General features: G+C 70.7%; 15 protein-coding genes. 13 read left to right on the top strand and 2 right to left on the bottom strand.

Annotated features, from left to right (window positions below; all coding sequences use genetic code 11):
* Positions 1–81: 81 nt before the first annotated feature.
* The 6 genes from EHF44_RS21855 (at position 82) to EHF44_RS21880 (ending at position 7,192) form a co-directional block, all read left to right on the top strand.
* The gene (locus EHF44_RS21855; RefSeq protein WP_124685800.1) at positions 82–330 is read left to right on the top strand and encodes an acyl carrier protein; all 249 of its coding nucleotides are present in this window, start codon (positions 82–84) and stop codon (positions 328–330) included.
* Positions 327–1,514: an acyl-CoA dehydrogenase family protein gene (locus tag EHF44_RS21860; RefSeq protein WP_124685801.1), complete on the top strand. Its 1,188-nt coding sequence runs from the start codon at positions 327–329 to the stop codon at positions 1,512–1,514. Before EHF44_RS21855 ends, EHF44_RS21860 begins: the two co-directional genes overlap by 4 nt.
* 10 nt (positions 1,515–1,524) lie before the next feature.
* The gene (locus EHF44_RS21865) at positions 1,525–2,502 is read left to right on the top strand and encodes an amino acid--[acyl-carrier-protein] ligase (RefSeq protein WP_124685802.1); all 978 of its coding nucleotides are present in this window, start codon (positions 1,525–1,527) and stop codon (positions 2,500–2,502) included.
* Positions 2,503–3,489 carry a DUF1839 family protein gene (locus EHF44_RS21870; RefSeq protein ID WP_124685803.1) on the top strand — a complete coding sequence of 329 codons (987 nt, stop codon included), beginning with the start codon at positions 2,503–2,505 and terminating at the stop codon, positions 3,487–3,489.
* Positions 3,486–6,053 carry a glycosyl hydrolase 2 galactose-binding domain-containing protein gene (locus EHF44_RS21875; protein ID WP_124685804.1) on the top strand — a complete coding sequence of 856 codons (2,568 nt, stop codon included), beginning with the start codon at positions 3,486–3,488 and terminating at the stop codon, positions 6,051–6,053. The genes EHF44_RS21870 and EHF44_RS21875 overlap by 4 nt, the downstream gene beginning before the upstream one ends.
* Before the next feature lie 410 nt (positions 6,054–6,463).
* Positions 6,464–7,192, top strand: coding sequence for a Crp/Fnr family transcriptional regulator (locus EHF44_RS21880; protein WP_124685805.1), 729 nt, complete (start codon positions 6,464–6,466; stop codon positions 7,190–7,192).
* Positions 7,193–7,279: 87 nt separating this feature from the next.
* Here EHF44_RS21880 and EHF44_RS21885 read toward each other — a convergent pair whose 3' ends face one another.
* Complete coding sequence (locus EHF44_RS21885) at positions 7,280–8,320, bottom strand: DUF1839 family protein (RefSeq protein ID WP_253700322.1); 1,041 nt, start codon at positions 8,318–8,320, stop codon at positions 7,280–7,282.
* Between the two features lie 326 nt (positions 8,321–8,646).
* Here EHF44_RS21885 and EHF44_RS21890 point away from each other — a divergent pair, with 326 nt between their 5' ends.
* The 3 genes from EHF44_RS21890 (at position 8,647) to EHF44_RS21900 (ending at position 14,580) form a co-directional block, all read left to right on the top strand.
* Positions 8,647–10,158, top strand: a complete 1,512-nt coding sequence (locus EHF44_RS21890; RefSeq protein ID WP_124686721.1) for a mannose-1-phosphate guanylyltransferase/mannose-6-phosphate isomerase — start codon at positions 8,647–8,649, stop codon at positions 10,156–10,158.
* A gap of 60 nt (positions 10,159–10,218) precedes the next feature.
* The gene (locus EHF44_RS21895) at positions 10,219–12,603 is read left to right on the top strand and encodes a polysaccharide biosynthesis tyrosine autokinase (RefSeq protein WP_124685807.1); all 2,385 of its coding nucleotides are present in this window, start codon (positions 10,219–10,221) and stop codon (positions 12,601–12,603) included.
* An 84-nt stretch (positions 12,604–12,687) separates the two neighbouring features.
* Positions 12,688–14,580, top strand: a complete 1,893-nt coding sequence (locus EHF44_RS21900) for a serine aminopeptidase domain-containing protein (RefSeq protein WP_124685808.1) — start codon at positions 12,688–12,690, stop codon at positions 14,578–14,580.
* Positions 14,581–14,612: 32 nt separating this feature from the next.
* Here EHF44_RS21900 and EHF44_RS21910 read toward each other — a convergent pair whose 3' ends face one another.
* On the bottom strand, positions 14,613–15,524 hold the full coding sequence (locus EHF44_RS21910) for a glycosyltransferase family 2 protein (protein ID WP_253700324.1): 912 nt from the start codon (positions 15,522–15,524) through the stop codon (positions 14,613–14,615).
* A gap of 241 nt (positions 15,525–15,765) precedes the next feature.
* Between EHF44_RS21910 and EHF44_RS28450 the strand changes: the two genes are divergently transcribed.
* Genes EHF44_RS28450 through EHF44_RS21930 form a run of 4 tightly spaced genes read left to right on the top strand, consistent with a single transcriptional unit; the run spans position 15,766 to position 20,444 of the window.
* Positions 15,766–16,347, top strand: coding sequence for an SCO family protein (locus EHF44_RS28450; RefSeq protein WP_172966154.1), 582 nt, complete (start codon positions 15,766–15,768; stop codon positions 16,345–16,347).
* A 53-nt stretch (positions 16,348–16,400) separates the two neighbouring features.
* Positions 16,401–18,344 carry an RICIN domain-containing protein gene (locus EHF44_RS21920; protein ID WP_124685810.1) on the top strand — a complete coding sequence of 648 codons (1,944 nt, stop codon included), beginning with the start codon at positions 16,401–16,403 and terminating at the stop codon, positions 18,342–18,344.
* On the top strand, positions 18,344–18,781 hold the full coding sequence (locus EHF44_RS21925; RefSeq protein WP_124685811.1) for a c-type cytochrome: 438 nt from the start codon (positions 18,344–18,346) through the stop codon (positions 18,779–18,781). The genes EHF44_RS21920 and EHF44_RS21925 overlap by 1 nt, the downstream gene beginning before the upstream one ends.
* 40 nt (positions 18,782–18,821) lie before the next feature.
* A complete protein-coding gene (locus tag EHF44_RS21930) occupies positions 18,822–20,444 on the top strand; it encodes a hypothetical protein (RefSeq protein WP_124685812.1) in 1,623 nt (540 codons plus the stop codon).
* Positions 20,445–20,586: the final 142 nt, after the last annotated feature.

A 20,586-nucleotide genomic window follows, 5' to 3' on the forward strand; every position in this document is an offset into this window, starting at 1 on the left:
GCCCGGTTTGGTGCGACGTCGCACCGAGCGACGCGGCCGGAAGTCGTCAAATGGATCACTCAACGCATTCGGAGACCCCAGATGAAAGCAACCATCCGCAACATACTCGGCGACGTCGCCCGACTCAATGTGCCAGTGGCTTCGCTTGCCGATCATGACGACCTGTACGAGGCGGGGCTTTCCTCGCTGGCCACGGTCCACGTGATGCTGGCGCTGGAGAATGCTTTCGACATCGAGATCCCCGACCGCATGCTGACGCGGCAGCTCTTCCGCAGCGTCGATTCGCTCGCGGCCGCCGTGGAAACCATCCAGAAGCAGGAAGTGGCATGAGCGCCGCGACCAACCGGGTGGCGCTGGCGCACGCCAATCCCGATGCCGGCCCGCTGCTGGCCGCCGCGCGCGACGCCGCCGAGGTGGCCCGCCGCCATGCCGATGCCGTGGACCAAGAGGCCCGCTTTCCGCACGAGGCGTTCGCAGCGCTGCGCGCCGCCGGCTTGCTGGGCGCCATGGTGCCGCAGGCCCAGGGTGGCGCGGGCGCGTCGCTGGCCACGGTGGCCGCGCTGTGCCGCGAACTGGGCCAGGGCTGCGCGTCCACGGGCATGATCTACGCGATGCACCAGATCCAGGTGGCCTGCCTGGTCGACCACGGCGCCGCCAGCAACTGGCACCAGGCGCTGCTGGCCCGCGTGGCCGCCGAGCAGTTGCTGCTGGCCTCGGCCACGTCCGAGGAAGCCATCGGCGGCGCGCTGCGCAGCAGCGGCTGCGCGGTCAATGTCGACGGCGACCGCTTTCACCTGCTGAAGATGGCGCCCACGATCTCGTACGGCGCGCACGCCGACGGCATCCTGATCACGGCCCGGCGCCATGCCGATGCGTCGCCGTCCGACCAGGTGCTGGTCTGCGCGATGCAGCCCGACTACACGCTCCAGTCGCTGAACACGTGGGACACGCTGGGCATGCGCGGCACGTGCAGCAACGGCTTTCGGCTCGAAGCCACGGGCCACGTGGACCAGGTGCTGCCGGTGCCGTTCGGCGAGATTGCCGATGCCACGATGACGCCCGTGTCGCACATCCTCTGGAGCGCGCTCTGGGTAGGCATCTGCGGCGACGCCGTGGCGCGCGCCAAGACGTTCTTCCAGGGCCAGGCACGCGCCCGGCCCGGCACGCTGCCGCCGTCGGCCACGCGCGTGGCCGAGGCCGTGAGCATGCTGGAGATGATGGAGGCGCGGCTGGAAATGGCGCTGGCCCGCCAGCGCGCGCGGCACGCCAATGCGTCGGTGTCCGCGGCGTTCGCGCACGCGGCCGGCATGAACGGGCTCAAGACGTCGATGTCGACGATGGCGCTCGATGTCGTGCAGCAGGCGCTGCTGGTGTGCGGCATGGCCGGCTACAAGCAGGGCACGCCGTACAGCCTGGGCCGCCACCTGCGCGACCTGTGGTCCGCGCCGCTGATGATCAACAACGACCGCATCCAGACCAATACGGCCAATCTGCTGCTGGCCGACCGTTCGTGAGGAGTGACCGATGGATGCCCATGCACTGACCGACCGCGCGCAGGGCGGCGCTGCCGGTGAAATGGCCCCGGCGCCCGTCGCCGCTGTGCCCACCTACCTTGACCGGCTGCTCGCCGCCGGCCTGCTGATCGACACTGGCGTCCAGGGCCTGTACGGCCGCAGCGCGGCGTTCGAAGCCATCGCCGACGGCCTGAACCTGGCCATCTCGCGCATCGGCGCCGACCAGCACGCCGAGGTGCTGCGCTTTCCGCCGGCCATGGGCCAGCAGGATTTCGAGACCAGCGAGTACCTGAAGAGCTTTCCGCAGCTGGCCGGCACCATCCACAGCTTCTGCGGCGACGACCGCGGGCACCGGCGCCTGCTGGCGCGGCTGGAGGACAAGGAACCGTGGACCGACGAGCAGGCATTCACCGGCGTGGTGCTGACGCCGGCGGCCTGCTATCCGATCTATCCGGTCGTCGCGCGGCGCGGCCCGCTGCCGCCCGAGGGCAAGGTGGTGGACGTGCTGTCGTACTGCTACCGCCACGAGCCGTCGCTGGAGCCCACGCGCATGCAGCTGTTCCGGCAGCGCGAGTACGTGTGCCTGGGATCGCCCGAGCGCATCGTGGCCTTCCGCCAGCTCTGGATGGCGCGCGGCCAGGCGCTGGCCGAGGCGCTGCAGCTGCCCGTGCAGGTGGACGTGGCCAACGACCCGTTCTTCGGGCGCGGCGGCAAGATCGTGGCCGACAGCCAGCGCGAGCTGAAGCTCAAGTTCGAGCTGCTGGTGCCGGTGAACGACGGCGCGCCGCCCACCGCCTGCATGAGCTTCAACTACCACATGGACCACTTCGGCGCGCTGTGGCACATCGGCCTGGCCGATGGCGGCGTGGCGCATACGGGCTGCGTCGGCTTCGGCATCGAGCGGCTGGCGCTGGCGCTGCTCAAGCATCACGGGCTCGATCCGGCAGCGTGGCCGCAACCGGTGCGCGAGACGCTGGGAGACCTGTAAATGTTCGGTGACGGCAAGGCTGTTCGCGCGCGAGGGGGCGCCTATGCATTGCACGGCGGCAATCCGGTCTGGTCGCACGCCAACCGGCATATCGACCTGTGGATCGAGCTGCTGCATGGCTGGAACTTCGAACCGATCGCCGCGCTGCCCTTTACCGTCACGCTCGATTTCTCCGGCGACCAGTTCACGCCGTCGAACATCCCGCCGGCCGACCTGGAGCAGCTGTTCGGCATCGTGCGCGACGAGCTGTCGACCTACGGCCGGCTGGAGGCCCACGTGGCGGCGCAGACCAACCGCGGCAACGCCGTGCTGCTGGAGGTGGACAGCTACCAGCTTCCGCAGCCGGCCAGCACCTACCGCCGCCAGCATGCGCGCGCCTGCATCGCCATCGACGTGCTGGTGCCGGACGCCACGGCCGTGGGCTACTACCACCACGACGGCTACCACACCGCCAGCGGCGACGACTACCTGGCGATCTTCCGCACGCCGGCCCACGAGACGATGTGGGGCGTGGCCACGTTCCCGCAGGCCGAGGTGGTGCGCCGGCGCTTTCCGGCGCTGACCGAGGACGACCTGCTGCAGGCATCGGTAGACCTGCTGCGCGGCCATCTGGCGCGCCGTCCGCGCGACAACCCGATCCAGGCGTTCCGCGCCGTGTTTCCCGCGCACCTGGAGCAACTGATGGCGCGCGGCGAGCCGAACTTCCAGATCTACGCCGCCAGCGTGCTGCGGCAGCTCGGGGCCAACTTCGAGCTGCTGGGCCGCTACGTGCGCTGGCTGGTGATGCACGGCCAGAGCCTGCCCGAGTCGGTGGCCGAGGCGTGCTACACGATGGCGTCCGAGGCCATGGTGATGCAGTTCCGCCTGATGCGCGCGGTCATCAGCCGCAAGCCCGATAGCTGCGACGACTGCCTGGAGCAGCTGGAGCTGGCCTACCAGGGCACGGTGCCGGCGCTGGCGGCCCATTTCGGGGAGACCGTCACATGACCGCACGCGATCCGGTACCGGCGCTGCTGCCCATCCTGCGCCCCGGCGTGGCCGTGGGCCGCGCACGCCTGGAAGGCGACTGGACCTTCCTGGAGACGTTTGCCAACGCGGCGGCGCATCCGGGCGAGCTGTCCGAGACCGGGCACTGGCTGCCCGCGCCCGTGCCGGGCACCGTGGCGGCCGCGCTGCGCGCCGCGCGGCGCTGGGACGACACCGCGCCGCCGCCGCTGCACCAGCACGACTACTGGTACCGGCTGCATTTCTCGGGCAGCGGCCGCCGCCTGCTGCGCTGCAACGGGCTGGCAACGATCGCCGAGGTCTGGCTCAACGGCGTGAACGTACTGACCACGCGCCATATGTTCGCCGCGCATCAGGTGGAGGTGGAACTGGCCGGCGCGGACAACGTGCTGCATATCTGCTTCCGCGCGCTGCATCCATACCTGCGCACGCAGCGCGGCCCGGTGCGGTGGAAGCCGCGCATGATCCAGCCGCCGTCGCTGCGCACGGTCCGCACCACGCTGCTCGGCCATATGGCCGGCTGGTGTCCGCCCGTGCATGCGGTGGGGCCGTGGCGCGACATCGAATTGCTCGATCCGGCCGCCACCGACCTCACGCATGGCGTGCGGGCCGAGCTGTCGGGCAGCATCGACGGCGCCGATGGCATCGTCGCGCTGCAACTGCATTTCCCGGGCGCGGCGCCGGCGCAGGCGACGTTCGCCGCCGTCGGGCCGGACCACGCGGTCTGGCATGGCGAACTGCGCCGCGCCGGCCCGCATACGCTGGCCGGCACGCTACGCATCCCCCACGCGGAACGCTGGTGGCCGCACACACACGGCACGCCCGCGCTGTACCACGTCGACGCCGGCATCGGCGGACAGGTGCTGGCCTGCGGCAACGTGGGCTTCCGCACCGTCACCGAGGACCGCGATGGCGATCCCGGCGCGTTTGCGCTGCGCGTCAACGGCGAACGCATCTTCTGCCGCGGCGCGTGCGTGTCCAGCCACGACCTGCCCGGCCTGGCCGATACCGACGAGGCCGTGGCCCGCTGGCTACAGCTCGCGCGCGACGCCGGCGCCAACATGGTCCGCGTCAGCGGCGTGACCTGCTATCCCGGCGAGGCGTTCTACCGCCAGTGCGACGCGCTGGGCCTGCTGGTCTGGCAGGACTTCATGTTCGCCAACTTCGACTACGGCAGCGAGACCGGCGCCAGCCCCACGCTGATGGACGACGCGCGGCGCGAGGTGTCGCAGTGGCTCACGTCCACGCGCGCGCACGCCAGCCTGGCCGTGCTGTGCGGCGGCAGCGAGTCCGAGCAACAGGCGGCGATGATGGGCGCGCCGCGCGGCACGTGGCGCCAGCCGCTGTTCGATACGCTGATCCCGTCGCTGGTGGCCGAGCATCGTCCCGACGTGGTCTACGTGCGCAATTCGCCGTGCGAAGGCGCGTGGCCGTTCCAGGCCGATACCGGCGTGTCGCACTACTACGGCGTGGGCGCCTACCAGCGCCCGCTGGCCGATGCGCGGCTGGCCAATGTTCGCTTCACGTCCGAATGCCTGGCGTTTGCCAACGTGCCGTGCGCGCGCACGCTGGCAGAGGCGGGGCTCACGCAGCCGCTACACGACCCGCGCTGGAAGGCCCGCGTGCCGCGCGACGCCGGCGCGGCCTGGGATTTCGAGGACATCCGCGACTTCTACCTGCGCGCGCTGTTCGACGTCGATCCGCCGCGCCTGCGCTACGAGCGCCCGGCACGCTATCTGGCGCTGTCCCGCGCCGTGGTGGCCGAGATCATGACCGACGTGTTCGGCGAATGGCGCCGCGCCGGTTCCACCTGCCAGGGCGGGCTGGTCTGGCAGTTGCAGGACCTGCTGCCCGGCCCCGGCTGGGGCATCGTCGATGCCATGGCGCGGCCCAAGTCGGCCTGGCACGCGCTGCGGCAGGTGTGGCAGCCGCTGCAGGTCATCCTGACCGACGAGGGGCTCAACGGCCTGCACGTGCACCTGATCAACGAGACGCCCGCGCCGCGCACGGTGCGGCTGGCGCTGCGCTGCCTGCGCGATGGCGAACACGTGGCGGAGTCGGCCGTGCGTACGCTGACGCTGGCCCCGCGCGAGACGCGCCGGCTGGTGGCGGCGGAACTGTTCGATCACTTTGTCGACCTGACCTATGCCTACCGCTTCGGCCCGCCGGCCCACGACGTCGTGCTGGCCACGCTGCACGACGACGCGCCGGAAGCGGCGGACGAGACAGGCAACCGGTTGCTTAGCCAGTCCGTTTTCCTGCCCGACCGCCGCGCCGACGCGCTGCAGGACCCTGGCCTGTGCGCCAGCGTGGCGCGCCAGGACGGCGTCTGGTGGCTGACCGTCACGGCCCGGCGCTTTGCACGATGGGTGCACGTGGATGACCACGCGTACCTGCCCGAGTGCGACTGGTTCCACCTGGGACCGCGCGAAACGCGCCGCATCCGCCTGATGCACGAGGGCCCCGGCACGGCAGGTGCGGGCGCCATCCCTTCGGGCGAGGTGGCCGCATTGAACGCCGGCCGGCCCGTCAGCTACGCCGGCTGACTCATCCTTCTCATCCTTCCACCCGCCGGTCCAGCACCGGCGCGGTGGTCCGGCAGGCGCCCCGTCCCATCCCCCCGACGCGGCCACCCCGACGGGTGCCACCGCACGCCCGTGCACGCGGCCCGTCTCAGCCGTTTTCCTCCATCCAACCTACCAAAGCATGAGCGTCTGACCTATCCGTCTGCCTACTGTCAGGTTTGTGTTCCATGCCACTTAATACAGTCAACAACGAGAGACAACGCCGGGCCTGAAACGCCGGCGGGATTTACGGGTGGCGGCTGGAAGGCCGCCGGGCATTCGCCAGCATGCTTCGGCAACGGGTGGGGCGGCGAAGTCGGGTCACGTCACGCGCAGGGACGCCCTTGCGTGCGGACACCGATGTCGCTCCTGGCACATAGGAGGAAAGAAAAATGATCACGCATCGGTCTGACCTGCACGTCAATCATCTGCTCAACGCTCTGCCCCGCCACGAGTGGGAAGTGTTGTCGCGCCATTTCGAACTCGTCCGCCTGCGTGCAGGGGAGCTGCTGACCGATTCGGGCCAGCGCATCGTCCACGTGTACTTTCCCACCACCTCGGTCGTGTCGCTGCTGTCGCTGCTGGAAGACGGCGCCACGGTGGAATTCGCGGCAGTGGGCAACGAGGGCCTGGTCGGCATCCCGGTGGTCACGGGCGGCGACACCATGCCCAGCCGCGTGGAAGTGCGCAGTCCCGGCTTTGCCTACCGCATTCCGGCCCGCGCGCTGCGCAGCGAACTGGCGCACCTGCCGTCGCTGCAGCGCGTGACGCTGCTCTACGTGCAGGCCGTGCTGACGCAGATCGCGCAGACCGCCGCGTGCAACCGCCACCATTCGCTGAACAAGCAGCTTTGCCGCTGGCTGCTGCTGGCGATCGACCGCATGAACTCGAACGAGCTGGTCATCACGCAGCAGGTCATCGCCAACATGCTCGGCGTGCGCCGCGAGGGGGTGACCGAGGCCGCCGGCAAGCTGGAGGACCTGGGCCTGATCCACCACAGCCGCGGCCACATCACCGTGCTGGACCGTTGCGGGCTGGAGCATCACTCCTGCGAGTGCTACAAGCTGGTCAAGCGCGAATACGACCGCCTGCTGCCGGCGCTGACGCTGGCGCACGCCTGACCGGCCCGGCGGGCAGCGCGCCGGATGTCGCCGCATGACCGCGATGTCCGGCCCGCCCGCCGCGCGCCGCGCCGGCGCCACGGGCCGCTAGCCATGCGCCGGATCCACGCTCCCGAAGGACGCCAGCAGCCCGGCCATCACGGTGGCGTAGGCCGCCTCCAGCGTGTCCAGGCTCTCCGTGCACGGATCGGGCCGCCGCCGCGCCAGCGCGCGGGCCAGGCGGAACTGCAGCACCTTGCATTCCGACGCGATGGTCAGCGCCGCCCCGGCCACGTCCGGCGGTGCGCGGTGGCCGTGCTCGCCCAGCCAGTGCAGCCCGTGATGCAGCATCTCGAAGTTCGCGCCAAGCTGGCGCGGCAGGTTGAAGCCATAGTGATGGAAATAGGCGTCGCCGCGCGCCAGGATCGCCGCCACGTGCTCGGGAAATTCGGCACGCCAGCGCGCCACCGGGCTCTCGGCCGGCCGGCGCCCCAGATGGCGGCGCAGCAGTTGCGCCACGGCGTTGGACAGCGCGCGGCCCTGCAACGGCGCGCGTACCCGCTTGGCGCATTCCACGTAAGGGAACAGGATGTTGCCGTCGCCCTGCAGCGCCGGGGTCAGGCGCATCAGCCCCTGGTAGTCGTCGCCCTCGGCCGTGTGCCGGCCCAGCCCGTGAAAGTAGTGCAGCCGCTGCGCGCCAGTGTCGATCGCGTCGATGGCGATCGTCGTCTTGACGTGGGCGGCGCGGTACGCGGTGGCGCGGGTGTCCGGCAGGTAGAAGCTGTCCACTTCCACCAGCATCGCGTGGCCGCGCCGCACCTGCGCGGCGACGTGCGCCTCCAGCGTGTCGTAGATCGCGCTTTCCTGCACCACCGTGCCATACAGCAGTTCCAGGTCGGCCTGCGGGTACTTGAAGAAGGTGAAGTGGTCGCCTTCGTAGTCCTGCGCCACCGTGAACGGCAGCGCCGCGCGCGGGTCGAGGTGCCAGCCGTACAGCAGCTCGATCCACACGTCCATGTAGCAGTTGGTCTCCTGCCAGACCGATGCCTCGCCGTGCAGCAGCCGCTGCGGCGCCACCACCGGGCGGGCCGGCGGCTGCGCGGGGGCGGGGGCGTCGGCCAGCGGCGCCAGCGCGTTTGCTTGCTCCATCTCGTGTCCTCCGTGTCCGTGTCGGATGGCCAACCGTATTGGAGCCCCGCTCGCGCCGGGCATCGGTACGGTGTCCAACAAAGTCGCGCTGGCCGGGGTGCCGCGCACGGCGGGCGGCAGCGTGTGCGGAATCGAACAGAGTCCCGCCGACGCACATTCCTACACTGGCCCCATCCTTCCGGGACACGGGGCGGGCATGCGCGTGGCGTCGCGCCCGCCGTGCCGGGTCCGGAAGCCAGTTCGCGCCGACAAGCAGTCACCAGCAGGGGAACATGATGAGACTTCCGACCCGGGGGAAAAGCCTTCCCTCCGCCGCCGTGCCGACGATGATGGAGCATACGGGCCACGGCATGTCCGCGCCGCAGACGCGGCAGGCGCTGATCCAGCCCGTGATCCTGGCCGGCGGTTCCGGCACGCGGCTCTGGCCGCTGTCGCGCGAGCAGCATCCCAAGCAGTTGCTGAACCTGGTGGCCGAGAACACGCTGCTGGAAGCCACGGCGCGCCGGCTCGAAGGGCTGGCGGTCATGGCCGGGCGCACGGTCGGGGTGGAAGCCCCGCAGATCGTGGTGTGCGGCGAGGAACATCGCTTCATGATCGAGGCAATGATGAAGCGCTGCGGCAAGCCCGCGCAGATCCTGGCCGAGCCGTGCGGCCGCAACACCGCGCCCGCGCTGACGATGGCCGCGCTGCACGCGGTGGCCAATGCCGGCGAGATGGGCGACGCGGTGCTGGTGGCCACGCCGGCCGATCACGCCGTGACCGATCCCGAGGCGTTCCGCGCCGCGCTGGCGGTGGCGGTGCGGCATGCCGACCGCGGCGCCATCGTGACGCTGGGCGTGCGGCCCAGCGTGCCGGAAACCGGCTTTGGCTACATCCGCACGGGCCAGGCGTCGCAGGAAGGCGCGCTGCCGCTGGAGCGCTTTGTCGAAAAGCCGCACCTGGAACTGGCACAGGCGTACGTGGAATCGGGCGACTACTGGTGGAACAGCGGCGTGTACGTGGTGCGCGCCACGGTCTGGCTGCGCGCGCTCGATGCACTGCAGCCCGACATGGCGCGCCAGTGCCGCGCCGCCTACGAGGCCGCCGAGCGCGCCGCCAAGGGCGACGCGCTGTGCCTGTGCAAGGAAGCGTTCGAGGCGTGCCCGTCGGACTCCATCGACTACGCGGTGATGGAACAGATCGAGACGCTGGCCGACATCCCGGCCATGCTGGTGCCGATGGACCCGGGCTGGTCCGACGTGGGCTCGTGGGCCGCGATCTGGGACATCGCCGAAAAGGACGCGGCCGGCAACGTGGCGCGCGGGCGCGTGCTGTTCGATGGCGCGTCGTCGTGCCTGGCCCATTCCGAAGGGCGGCTGATCGCCTGCGTGGGCGTGCAGGACGTGGTGGTGGTGGAAACCGCCGACGCCGTGCTGGTGGTCGACAAGGCCCACGTGCAGGACGTGAAGAACGTGGTGCAGCGGCTGCGCTCGGAGCACGGCGCCGAGATCGTCAACCACCGCAAGGTGCAGCGCCCGTGGGGCTGCTACGACTCCATCGACCATGGCGACCGCTTTCAGGTCAAGCGCATCGTGGTGGAGCCGGGCGCCAGCCTGTCGCTGCAGATGCACTACCACCGCGCGGAGCACTGGGTGGTGGTGCGCGGCACGGCACGGGTGACCTGTGGCGACACGGTCAGCATCCTGTCGGAGAACCAGTCGACTTACATCCCCATCGGCACCCAGCACCGGCTGGAAAACCCGGGCAAGACGCCGCTGGAGATCATCGAGGTGCAGTCGGGCTCCTACCTGGGCGAGGACGACATCGTCAGGTACGAGGACAACTACGGTCGCAAGTAGTATCCGTCGCCCGGCGCGGCCGGGCGGCTTTCGAGGTAGAAGGGGGACACCGTGATCAACATGTCTTATGCGGGCGCAGCGGCGCCGGCCACAGCGGCCACGCCGCCCGCGGGCACCGGAAGCGCCCGGCGCGCGATGCTGGACCACGCCGGCTGGATCCTGGGCGCGGCACTGGCCGGCGGGCTCGTTGCATGGGTCTGCGCGGTCTCGCAGCCGCACGAATACAGCGCCAGCGCGCTGGTGCAGGTGCAGCAGTCGCGCGAGGGCATGGCGGCGGCGCGCAACGCGGCGGCCACCATGGCCGCCACGCCGGTGCCGCTCGATGTCGGCATGCTGCGCAGCCGCACCGTCGTGGCGCCGGTCGTGGAGCGGCTGCATCTGGACATCTCGGTGCGTCCGCTGCGCGCGCCGCTGTTGGGCGGACTGGCCGCGTACTTCGCCACGCCGGGGCAGTTGTCCGGCCCCTGGCCCGAAAGCCTGGGCTACGCCTGGGGCGGCGAGCAACTCACCGTGGACCGTCTGGCCGTGCCCGAGCGCCTGCTCAACGCGCCGCTGACGCTGGAAGTGCTGCAGGGCGACCGCTACCGCCTCTCCTATCGCGATGCCGAACTGCTGACCGGCGCCGTGGGTGGCGTGGCGCAGGCCAATGGCGTGACGATGCAGGTCACGCGCATCGACGCCCGGCCGGGCACGCGCTTTACCGTGACGCGGCATGACCTGGTGCAGACCGTGGATGCTGTGGCCGACGCGCTGCGCATCGAGATGCAGCCTGGCGACGCCGGCACCGTCAGCATCGGCTGGCGCACCACCGACCGCATGGCCGCCGCCGCGCTGGTCAACGGCATCACCGAGTCGTTCATCGGCAACCAGGCCATGCAGCGGCGCGACGACACGGCCGCCACGCTGGGCTTCCTGTCCGCCGAGATCCCGCGCGTGAAGGCCGAGCTGGAACGCGCCGAGGCCGCGCTGACGCGCTACCGCTCGAAGGCCGGCACCATCGCGCCCACGCAGGACGCCCAGTCGTACCTGACGGGCAGCATGGACTACCAGCGGCAGATCGCGCTGCTCAAGCTCGAACGCACCAAGATGCTGCAGCGCTTTACGGAAGAGGCCAACGAGGTCAAGACCATCGACAGCCAGATCCAGCAGCTGATGCGCGAGCGCAAGGACATGGATTCGCGCTACCAGAACCTGTCGTCGACCGAGCGCGAATCGGTGGCCCTGACGCGCGACGTCAAGGTGGCCGAGGACATGTACATGACGCTGCGCAACAAGGCCGAGCAGCTGTCGCTGGTGCAGCTGGACCGCACGGGCCAGGTGCGCGTGCTGGACAGCGCGCTGGTGCCGGTGCGCCCGGTGGGCTTTGGCCCGTGGCCGGCCACGCTGGCCGGCGCCATGATGGGCCTGTGCCTGGCCATGGCGTGCGTGACCGTGCGCCAGCGCATCCGTCCCACGCTGGAAAACGTCAACGAGGCCGAGGCACGCCTGGGCCTGCCGATGCTGGGCGACGTGGTGTTCAGCCAGGAACAGGTGGAGCTGGAGCGCCTGATCGACGCACGCGCCCAGGCCGGCTGGTCGCCGGGGTCGCTGGCGGGCCTGCTGCCGCAGCAGCCGGGCCACGCGCTGGTCAATCCCGACGAACTGGCGGAGACCACCGACGACGACATGGACGGCGCCGAGCGCCTGCTGCGCCTGGGCCTGCACGACCAGTTCCTGCTGGCCCGCAACGCCCCGCATTCGATGGCCGTGGAAGGGCTGCGCAACGTGCGCGCCGCGCTGCATTTCTCGCTGCGCGACAGCAAGCTGCGCACCGTGGCCGTGACCAGCCCCACGGCCGGCGCGGGCAAGACGTTCGCATCGGTCAACCTGGCCGTGCTGTTTGCCGAAGCGGGCCAGCGCGTGCTGCTGATCGACGCCGACCTGCGGCGCGGCAAGGTGGCCAACTGGTTCGACCTGCCCGTCGGTGCCGGCCTGGCCGACGTGCTGGCGGGCCGCTCCACGCTGCCGGACGCCGTCAAGCTGACCATCGTCAACGGCCTGTCGGTGCTGCCGGCCGGCGCGCCGCCCGACAACCCGTCGGAACTGCTGATGAGCCCGGCCTTTGCCAAGTGCCTGGACGCCTGCGCGGAGCGCTTCGACCTGGTCATCATCGACACCCCGCCCGTGATGGCCGTGGCCGATGCGACGCTGGTGGCCAACTGTGCCGGCGCCACGCTGCTGGTGCTGCGCGCCGATACCACGCTGCCGTCGCAGGTGGACGAATCGCTGAAGCGGCTGGCGCGCGCCAATGCCACGCTGCTGGGCGGCATTCTCAACGGCGTGGTGCCCAAGCGCAGCAACCGCACCGACTTCACCGCCATGAACCCGTACCTGGGCATGCCCGTGGCGGCGCCGGCGATCAAGCAGATCGGCCATACCCCGGCGGCACATAACAACACAGCCTGACCGGATCGGCACCGGCCCGGGCGTACCCGTTTCTGCGGGGCGTCCGAGGCGGGTTCCCGGTCAGTGTTATCGGGAGACGGATGGATGAAACGGGTCACGTTCGATGGCTGCGCAGGCTGGTTGCACGGCGCGCGCGGCAACACCGGGGTGGTGCTCTGCGCACCGCACGGTCACGAGATGATGTGGGCGCACCGCGCCTTCCGCCATCTGGCCGACCACCTTGCGCAAGCCGGCGTGCCCGTGCTGCGCTTCGACTACCGGGGCACCGGCGACGCCGCCGACCTGCCGGGCGGCATTGATCCGCTGGCCGCCGCGCTGGACGACATCGCCGCCGCTACCACGCTGCTGCGCCGGACTTCGGGTGCCACGCGCGTGGTGCTGTGCGGACTGCGGCTTGGGGCATCGCTGGCCGCGCTGGCCGCCACCCGTATCGACGCAGCCGGCGTGGTCATGCTGGCGCCGGTGCTGGACGGGCGCCTCTACCTGCGCGAACTGCGCGCGCTGCACGCGGGCTGGCGCAACAGCGCGATTCCCGAACTCGACGTGCCGCCGACGCCGGCCGGCGCGCAGGACGTGCTCAGCTTCCGCCTGCCCGCCACCACGCTGGCGGCCATCCAGTCGATCCGCATCGACGCCACGCTGGTGCTGCCGCGCACGCTGCTGCTGGACGCCTGGCCCGACCCTGGCTCGCCGCTGGCCCGGCTGGCTGGCGATTTGCGCGAGGCCGGCATCGACATCGAGCTGGACGGGTTTGCCGAGTATCCGGACATGATGCGCTCGGCCGAATTCGCCGACGTGCCGGCCCAGGCATGCCGCCGCATCACCGGCTGGATCGGCGCGGATGCGGCCAATGCGGCGCCCGCCCCCGTCGGGCCCGTGCCGACGCCCGATGCGCTGGCGCCGCCTGCGCTCGACGGCGTGGCCGAGCATCCGGTGTGGATCGACAACGCGCGCCTGTTCGGCGTGCTCTGTACCCCGGCGCCGCGCGCGCGCGATGCCCGGCCCAACACGGTCGTCATCTTTCCGAACACGGGCGGCAACCACCACGTCGGCGACGGCCGGCTGTTCGTCGAGGTATCGCGCCAGTTGGCCCGGCACGGCTTTGCGGCGCTGCGGCTGGACGTGTCGTCGCTCGGTGACGCCCCCGGTGCCGCCCAGCGGATGGACTTGCAGACGATCTACGCCGAGACACCGCGCCGCGATCTGGCGGCGGCTGTCGATGCGATGCGCGCGCGGGGCTTCCGCTGCGTGGTGCTGGCCGGCATCTGCTCGGGCGCGTTCCTGAGCCTGCACGCGGCGCTGGCCAATCGCGGCGTCAACGGGCTCATGCTGGTCAACCTCGTCAAGTTCCGCTGGGACGCGGCCGACAACGCGGCGGCGTCCGATCATCTGCGCCCGGCGCACGTGTACCTGGCTGCCGCGTGCAAATGGGAAAACTGGCGCCGGCTGATGCGCGGCGAACTGGGCCTGCGGCGGCTGGCGGCGGCGATGGCGCGCCGCGTGCGCCAGCGGCTGCGCGAGCGCCGCGAGACGGCGCCGGCCGAGGTGGCCGAGCCGTCGCCGCAGACGGTGCCGGCGTTCGCCAGCGCGGCCGTGCGCGAGTTCGAGCGGCGCGGCGTGCGCACGTTGTTCCTGTACGGCGCCAGCGACGTGGGCCTGCACGAGGCACACCTGGGCCTCGGCAAGCGGCTGGAGGCGCTGGAAGGGCTGCGCCACGTGCGGCTGCAGACGCTGCCGCTGCTGGATCATTCGCTGTTCCTGACCGAAAGCCGCGACGCGTTTGCCGCGCAGTTGCTGGCGCACCTGGGGCAGATGCCGCAGGCCAAGGCCGCGCCGGTGGCGCACAAGCCGCCTGCCACGCAGTGGCGCCCGGCATCGCCGCGCAAGTCGAACCATGGCATGGCGGCGGAAACGCGCGGCGAGCGCGCCCGCGCATCGGCCGATGCCAGCAAGCCGGCGCGCGGCCGGGCACGATAGTGCAGAGGCCCCCGCAGCCGGGGGCCATCGGCTCAGAGTTCGGCGCCGCGCTCGGGCTGGCAGCGTCCGGACAGCAGTTCGCGCAGGCCCAGCAGGTTGCCGGCCAGGCGGCCGCGACGGTCGATGTGCGGCTCGGGGAACAGCGCCTTGGCCCCGTTGGCCAGGAACGCGCGGGCCGTATAGCTCCACGCCTCGCGCGCGGACAGCGCACCCTTGCCGTACAGGTACCACGCGTTGACGATCTGCGAGAACCCGAAGCGCTTGCCCGACGTGCGGCCGCCCGAGCGCAGCCCCAGATGCACGCCCCGGCACGCCAGCACCTGCAGCAGCGGCCCCTTGGCATGCATCGCGCGCGAGAAATCCATGTCTTCCAGCCAGCCGTACAGCACCAGTCGCTCGTCGAAGCGCAGGTCGCCGATGGCGCTGCAGCGGTAGGCCATGTTGCAGCCGTAGAGCTTCTGCACCGGCACCAGGCCCATCGGCTGCGGATGCGCGGCGTCGTCGGACAGCAGCTCGGCGGCCTCGTCCCAGTCGATCGCGTCGCCGCGCACGCCGTCCTGCACCACGCCGCCGGTGACGCCCACGGCATGGGGGCGTGCCGCGAACGCCTCGGCGCAGCGTGCCAGCCATTCGCGCGCGGGCACGAAGTCGTCGTCCAGGAACACGACGATGTCGCTCTCCGGCAGCACGCGCTCCAGGCCACGGTTGCGCTGCGCGGGCAGCCCGGCCGGGCCGAACAGATATTCCACCGGCAGGTGCTGGGGCGCGGCGAACTCGCCGACGTCGAGCCGCGTGTTGGCCGAGATCACGACGATCGACGGCTGCAGGGTCTGCTGCTCCAGCAGGCGCAGCATGCGCGGCACCGCCTGCGGCCGGCCCTTGGTGGCGATGACGACGGCAACGCGGCACGCGCGCGGCGCACCTTGAAGGTGTTGTGGTATCACGCGGCTCTCCCTTTGTTGTTGTGCAGCATCCGGTTGGGTCTGGCCCGAGTATAGGAATCGATGTGCGGGGCTTTCAGTGTGTTTGCCAACGCAGCAGATGCAGTCACCCGTACGGGCGTTTCGCGGCCATGCGTGCGTGTGTTTCCGCACGGATGGCGCAGGTCCACGCTCGCAAGATGGCGTGGATGGCCTGGCGCGGTTGCCGAGGCCGCCTGTCGCCCTGACGCACCGGAGCAATGCCATGAACTGGACCCGCCGCGCGTGGTTGAGCGCCCTCCCGGCCGGCGCGCTGACGCTGGCATCGCGTGGCGCGCTGGCCCATGTCAGCGCCGGCGCGGTGGAGCCGCTGGTGCCGGCGCCCGATGCCTGGGTGGTCGACGCCACGGGGCAGCGCCAGAAGCTCGGCACGCTGATGCAGGGCCGCGTCACCGCGCTGCAGACGATGTTCACGGGCTGCAGCTCGGTGTGCCCGCTGCAGGGCGCCATGTTCGGCGCGGTGCAGCAGGGGCTGGCCGACAGGCGCGGCAAGTATCCGATGCAGCTGCTGTCGCTGAGCATCGATCCGCTCGGCGATACGCCGCCGGCCATGCAGGCATGGCTGCGCAGGATGGGGGCGGGCCGCGCATGGCGCGGCGTCATCCCGTCGGGCGACGTGATGGCGCTGCGCGGCACGCTGGCCGGGCGCCCGCCGTCCGAGAACCTCGACAAGCACGCCACCCAGGTCTACTTCTTCGATGCGTCGGCACGCATGTGCTGGCGCAGCCAGGCGTTGCCGCAACCAGAGGATGTGGTGAACGTCATGGCCTTTCTTGCCAGGGCGTGAACCGGGGCCGCCCAACACCTTTCATCAAGTCGTTGCTTCAGGGGGAAGCCATCATGAATTCCATTCTGCGATCGGGGCTCGCGCGCGCGCTGGCGAGATGGTTGAGGTGCACCGGGCCGTGCCTGCTGGCGCTGTGGCTCTGGCTGGCGCCGACTGGCGTGCAGGCCCAGACCACCACCGAGATCAAGGTTAGCGGCACCAACTACTGTCTCGACATCAGCGGCGGCGTGCCGGACAACGACGCGCCGGCCATCATCTGGACCTGCCATGGCGACCTGAACCAGCAATGGGCGCTGACGCTGTTCGGCAGCCAGTACCAGATGTCGCCACAGCACAGCGGCAAGTGCCTGGACATCCAGTACGCCAGCACTGGCGTGGGCTCGCCGGCGTTGCAGTGGCAGTGCAGCGGCACGGCCAACCAGCGTTTCACGCTGCGCGCGCAGAACGGCGGCTATGCCATCGTGGCGGCGCACAGCGGCCTGTGCCTGGCGCCCAACACGGTGGCCGAGGGCCAGGCCGTGGTGCAGAAGACCTGTAACGGCAGCGTGGCGCAGACCTGGAACGTCACGGTGGCGCAGACCACGGTGCTGCCGTCGAAATGGACCGCGCCGAAGGCGCTGACCGTGATCCCGGTGGCTGCGTCGAACCTGCCGGACGGCCGCGTGCTGGTCTGGTCGGCCTACGAGCGCAACAACTTCGGCGGCGACAACGGCCGCACGTACACGGCGATCTTCAACCCGACGACCGGCGCGTCGAGCGAAAAGCTGGTGACCAACACCTACCACGACATGTTCTGCCCCGGCACCGCCAACCTGCCGGACGGCCGCATCCTCGTGAACGGCGGCAGCAGCAGCGCCAAGACCAGCATCTACAACCCGGCCACCAACGCATGGACCACGGCGGCCGAGATGGTGCGCGGACGCGGCTACCAGGGGTCGGTCACGCTCAGCAACGGCGGCGTGTTCACCGTGGGCGGGTCGTGGAGCGGCAATATCGGCGACAAGGACGGCGAGACCTGGACCGCGGCCACCGGCTGGCGGCTCAATAGCGCCATCTGGGACGACTACATCCTGACCGGCGACGCCGGCGGCATCTATCGCTCCGACAATCATGCCTGGCTGTTCGCCGCCAGCAACGGCCGCGTGTTCCACGCCGGCCCGAGCAAGCAGATGAACTGGATGGACACGGCCGGCAACGGCAACGTGACGGCGGCCGGCACCCGTGCCGCCGATGGCGACGCGATGAACGGCAACGCGGTCATGTACGACATCGGCCGCATCCTGACGCTGGGCGGCGCGCCCGATTATGAGAACGCGGCGGCCACCACCAATGCGCACGTCATCGACATCCGCACGGCCACGCCGACGGTGCGCAAGGTGGGGTCGATGGCCTACGCCCGCGCGTTCCAGAACAGCGTGGTGCTGCCGAACGGGCAGGTGGTGGTGATCGGCGGGCAGGCGTGGCCGGTGACGTTCAGCGACGACGGCGCCGTGATGGTGGCCGAGCTGTGGGACCCGGCGACCGAGAAGTTCTCGCGCCTGGCGCCCATGCAGACCCCGCGCACGTACCACAGCGTGGCGCTGCTGCTGCCTGACGGCCGCGTGCTCAGCGGTGGCGGCGGCCTGTGCGGCACCTGCACGACCAACCATTCGAACGTGGAGATCCTGACCCCGCCGTACCTGCTCAACGCCGATGGCACCAACGCCACGCGGCCGTCGATCACGTCGGCGCCCACGGAGGCATACCTGGGCACCACGATCTCGGTCAACGCCACGGCCAACATGAAGTCGTTCGCGCTGGTGCGGCTGTCGTCGGTCACGCACTCGGTCAACAACGAGATGCGCCGCGTGCCGCTGGCGTTCACCGTCGGCACCGCCGGCGAGTACCGGCTGCAGATCCCGTCCGATCCGGGCGTGGCCGTGCCGGGCTACTACATGCTGTTCGCGATGAACGCGGCCGGCGTGCCCAGCGTGGCCGCCACGGTCCGGGTTCGCTGATGCGCACGCGCCTGACCGGCGCGCTGGCGGTGGCCATGGCCGCCGCCAGCCTGGCGGTGCCTGCGCTGGCGCAGGCACCCACGCCCAACCTCGTCGAGCTGGGCCGGTCGCTGTTCTACGGCAGCGTAACCCCGGCCACGCCGGCGCGGCTGCGCTGGGAAGAGCGCCCGGTGCCGGCCGCCGCCGCGCGCTGCGCGAACTGCCACGTGGCCACCCAGGGCGCCCAGCCGTTCGGGCCGCCGCTGACCGCCGACGCGCTGCTGACGCTGGCGCCCCGGCGCGGCGGGCCGCCGTCCGCCTACGACCGCGACAGCTTCTGCCGCGTGGTGGCGCAGGGCGTCGACAACACCGGCGTGATGCTGTCCAAGGTCATGCCGCAATACCGGCTATCCGATCCGGAGTGCACGGCGCTCTGGTCCTTCCTGCTGACCCAGTAGCGCGGCAACGGGCCGCGCCCAAGTTTCCGGAGCCCCCCGCATGCCCAATCTTCGAAGAAGTTTCCTGGCCAGGCTTGGCGTGCTGACCGGCGCGGGGGTGGCCACGGCCGCCGGCGCGCGCGAGGCCGCCGAGGCGGTGCTGCCGGCATCGCGCGAGCGCATGGTGTCCGTGGCGGACTTCGACGGGTGCGACCCCAGCGGCCGCACGCCGTCGGACGCGGCATTTTCCAGCGCCATGCGCGCCGTCGCGCGGCAGGCCCGCAAGGCCCAGTTTGGCGAGAATCCGAACCAGATCGGCGGCCGGCGCATCGTCGTGCCGCCCGGCACGTACCGGCTGACCCGCCCCGGCGCGCTGTTCGACGGCGCGCTGCTGTCCGGCCGCACGCAGGGCCTGACGATCGAGGGCGACGGCCCCTCGGGCACCGTGGTGATCCTCTACGAACCGCGCGGCGATGGCGCGCTGTTCCGCAACCAGGACGCCGCGCTGGTCGTGCGGCTGCGCAACCTCCAGTTCCACGGCAACGCGCCGAACAACGACCTGGTGGAAAGCGTCAGCAGCGGCGGCGCGCAGGACTATGCGTTCGACGACTGCCTGTTCACGGGCCAGTGGCGCTATGGCGTGAACCTGACCGGCGATAACTGCAACAGCGAGTGGAAGTTCTGGCGCTGCGCCTGGGCGGGGTCGTGGAAGGCGTTCCTGTACGTGGGCGACAAGCGCACGTCGGACCAGTTCCTGAACTACTGGTTCGACCATTGCAAGTACTGGTGTTCCAGCGCGTGGATCGACATGCACCGCGGCGGCAACATCAAGCTGACCGACTGCGACGTGAGCGGCTACGAGCCGTCGACCCAGACCTACCTCTTCAACCTGCGCGGCAACAACCACGCGATGGGCGTGTGCTCGTTCAAGGCGGAAGGCGTGCGCGTGGAGCAGAAATCGCGCCACGCGGGCGTGATGTTCTGCGAATGGGAACAGGGCAACATCGGCTTCAAGGACTGCGACTTCGGCTCGCAGGGTTACCAGGGCTTTGCGGCGGGCACGGTGTCGGCGGTGTTCTCGCCGGGCAACACGGCCGGCGCCCAGGTGGTGTTCGACAACTGCCAGGTCATGGGCCGCCACCAGTACGTGTCCGGCCAGGGGCCCACGGCGCAGGGGCGGGCCGTCTATCGCAACTGCGATTTCGTGAACTACACGCACCCGGACGAGGCGCTGATGTTCGCCGAATCGGGCAACCAGCTCGGCCGGCGCCGGGTGGTAACGCTGGAGGGCTGCCGCGGCAACAGCGCGGCGGGCGTCTATGCCGATGCGGAAATCGGCTGGCATGTGGCGGCGTCGGCCACGGTGCGTACCAAGGTGGTCTCGCTGCGCAACGCGTTTGGCCGGCTGCCGTCGCGTGCCGATGGCGCCCAGACCGTGATCCTGCCGCTCAACGCCATCGTCACCCGCGTCATGCTCGACGTGGGCGGCGGGGCGGGCAACTACGCGATCGTGTCCGGCGACGCCGGCGCGGGGCCGCTGCTCAAGGCGGCGCGCCAGGCCGACGAGCGCATGCTGTTCCGCTGCAATACGCGCCAGCGCTGCACGCTGAGCCTGGTGCCCGGCGCCGGCACCGAGCAGGCCGCCGGCGCCGATGCGGTGGCGCTGGTCGAATACATCGGCTGATCCTCCGTATTCTCCTACCGCCCTGTCGAACGCCCCGCGAAGCCGGGGGCGTTTCTCTTTCGCCCCGCCCACTCCCGACCGTACGGAACAAACAAAAAGGCCGCTTCCGGAGAAGCGGCCTGCGTGGTGGGCTGCGGCGCGG

Source organism: Cupriavidus pauculus (assembly GCF_003854935.1).
Taxonomy (GTDB): domain Bacteria; phylum Pseudomonadota; class Gammaproteobacteria; order Burkholderiales; family Burkholderiaceae; genus Cupriavidus; species Cupriavidus pauculus_C.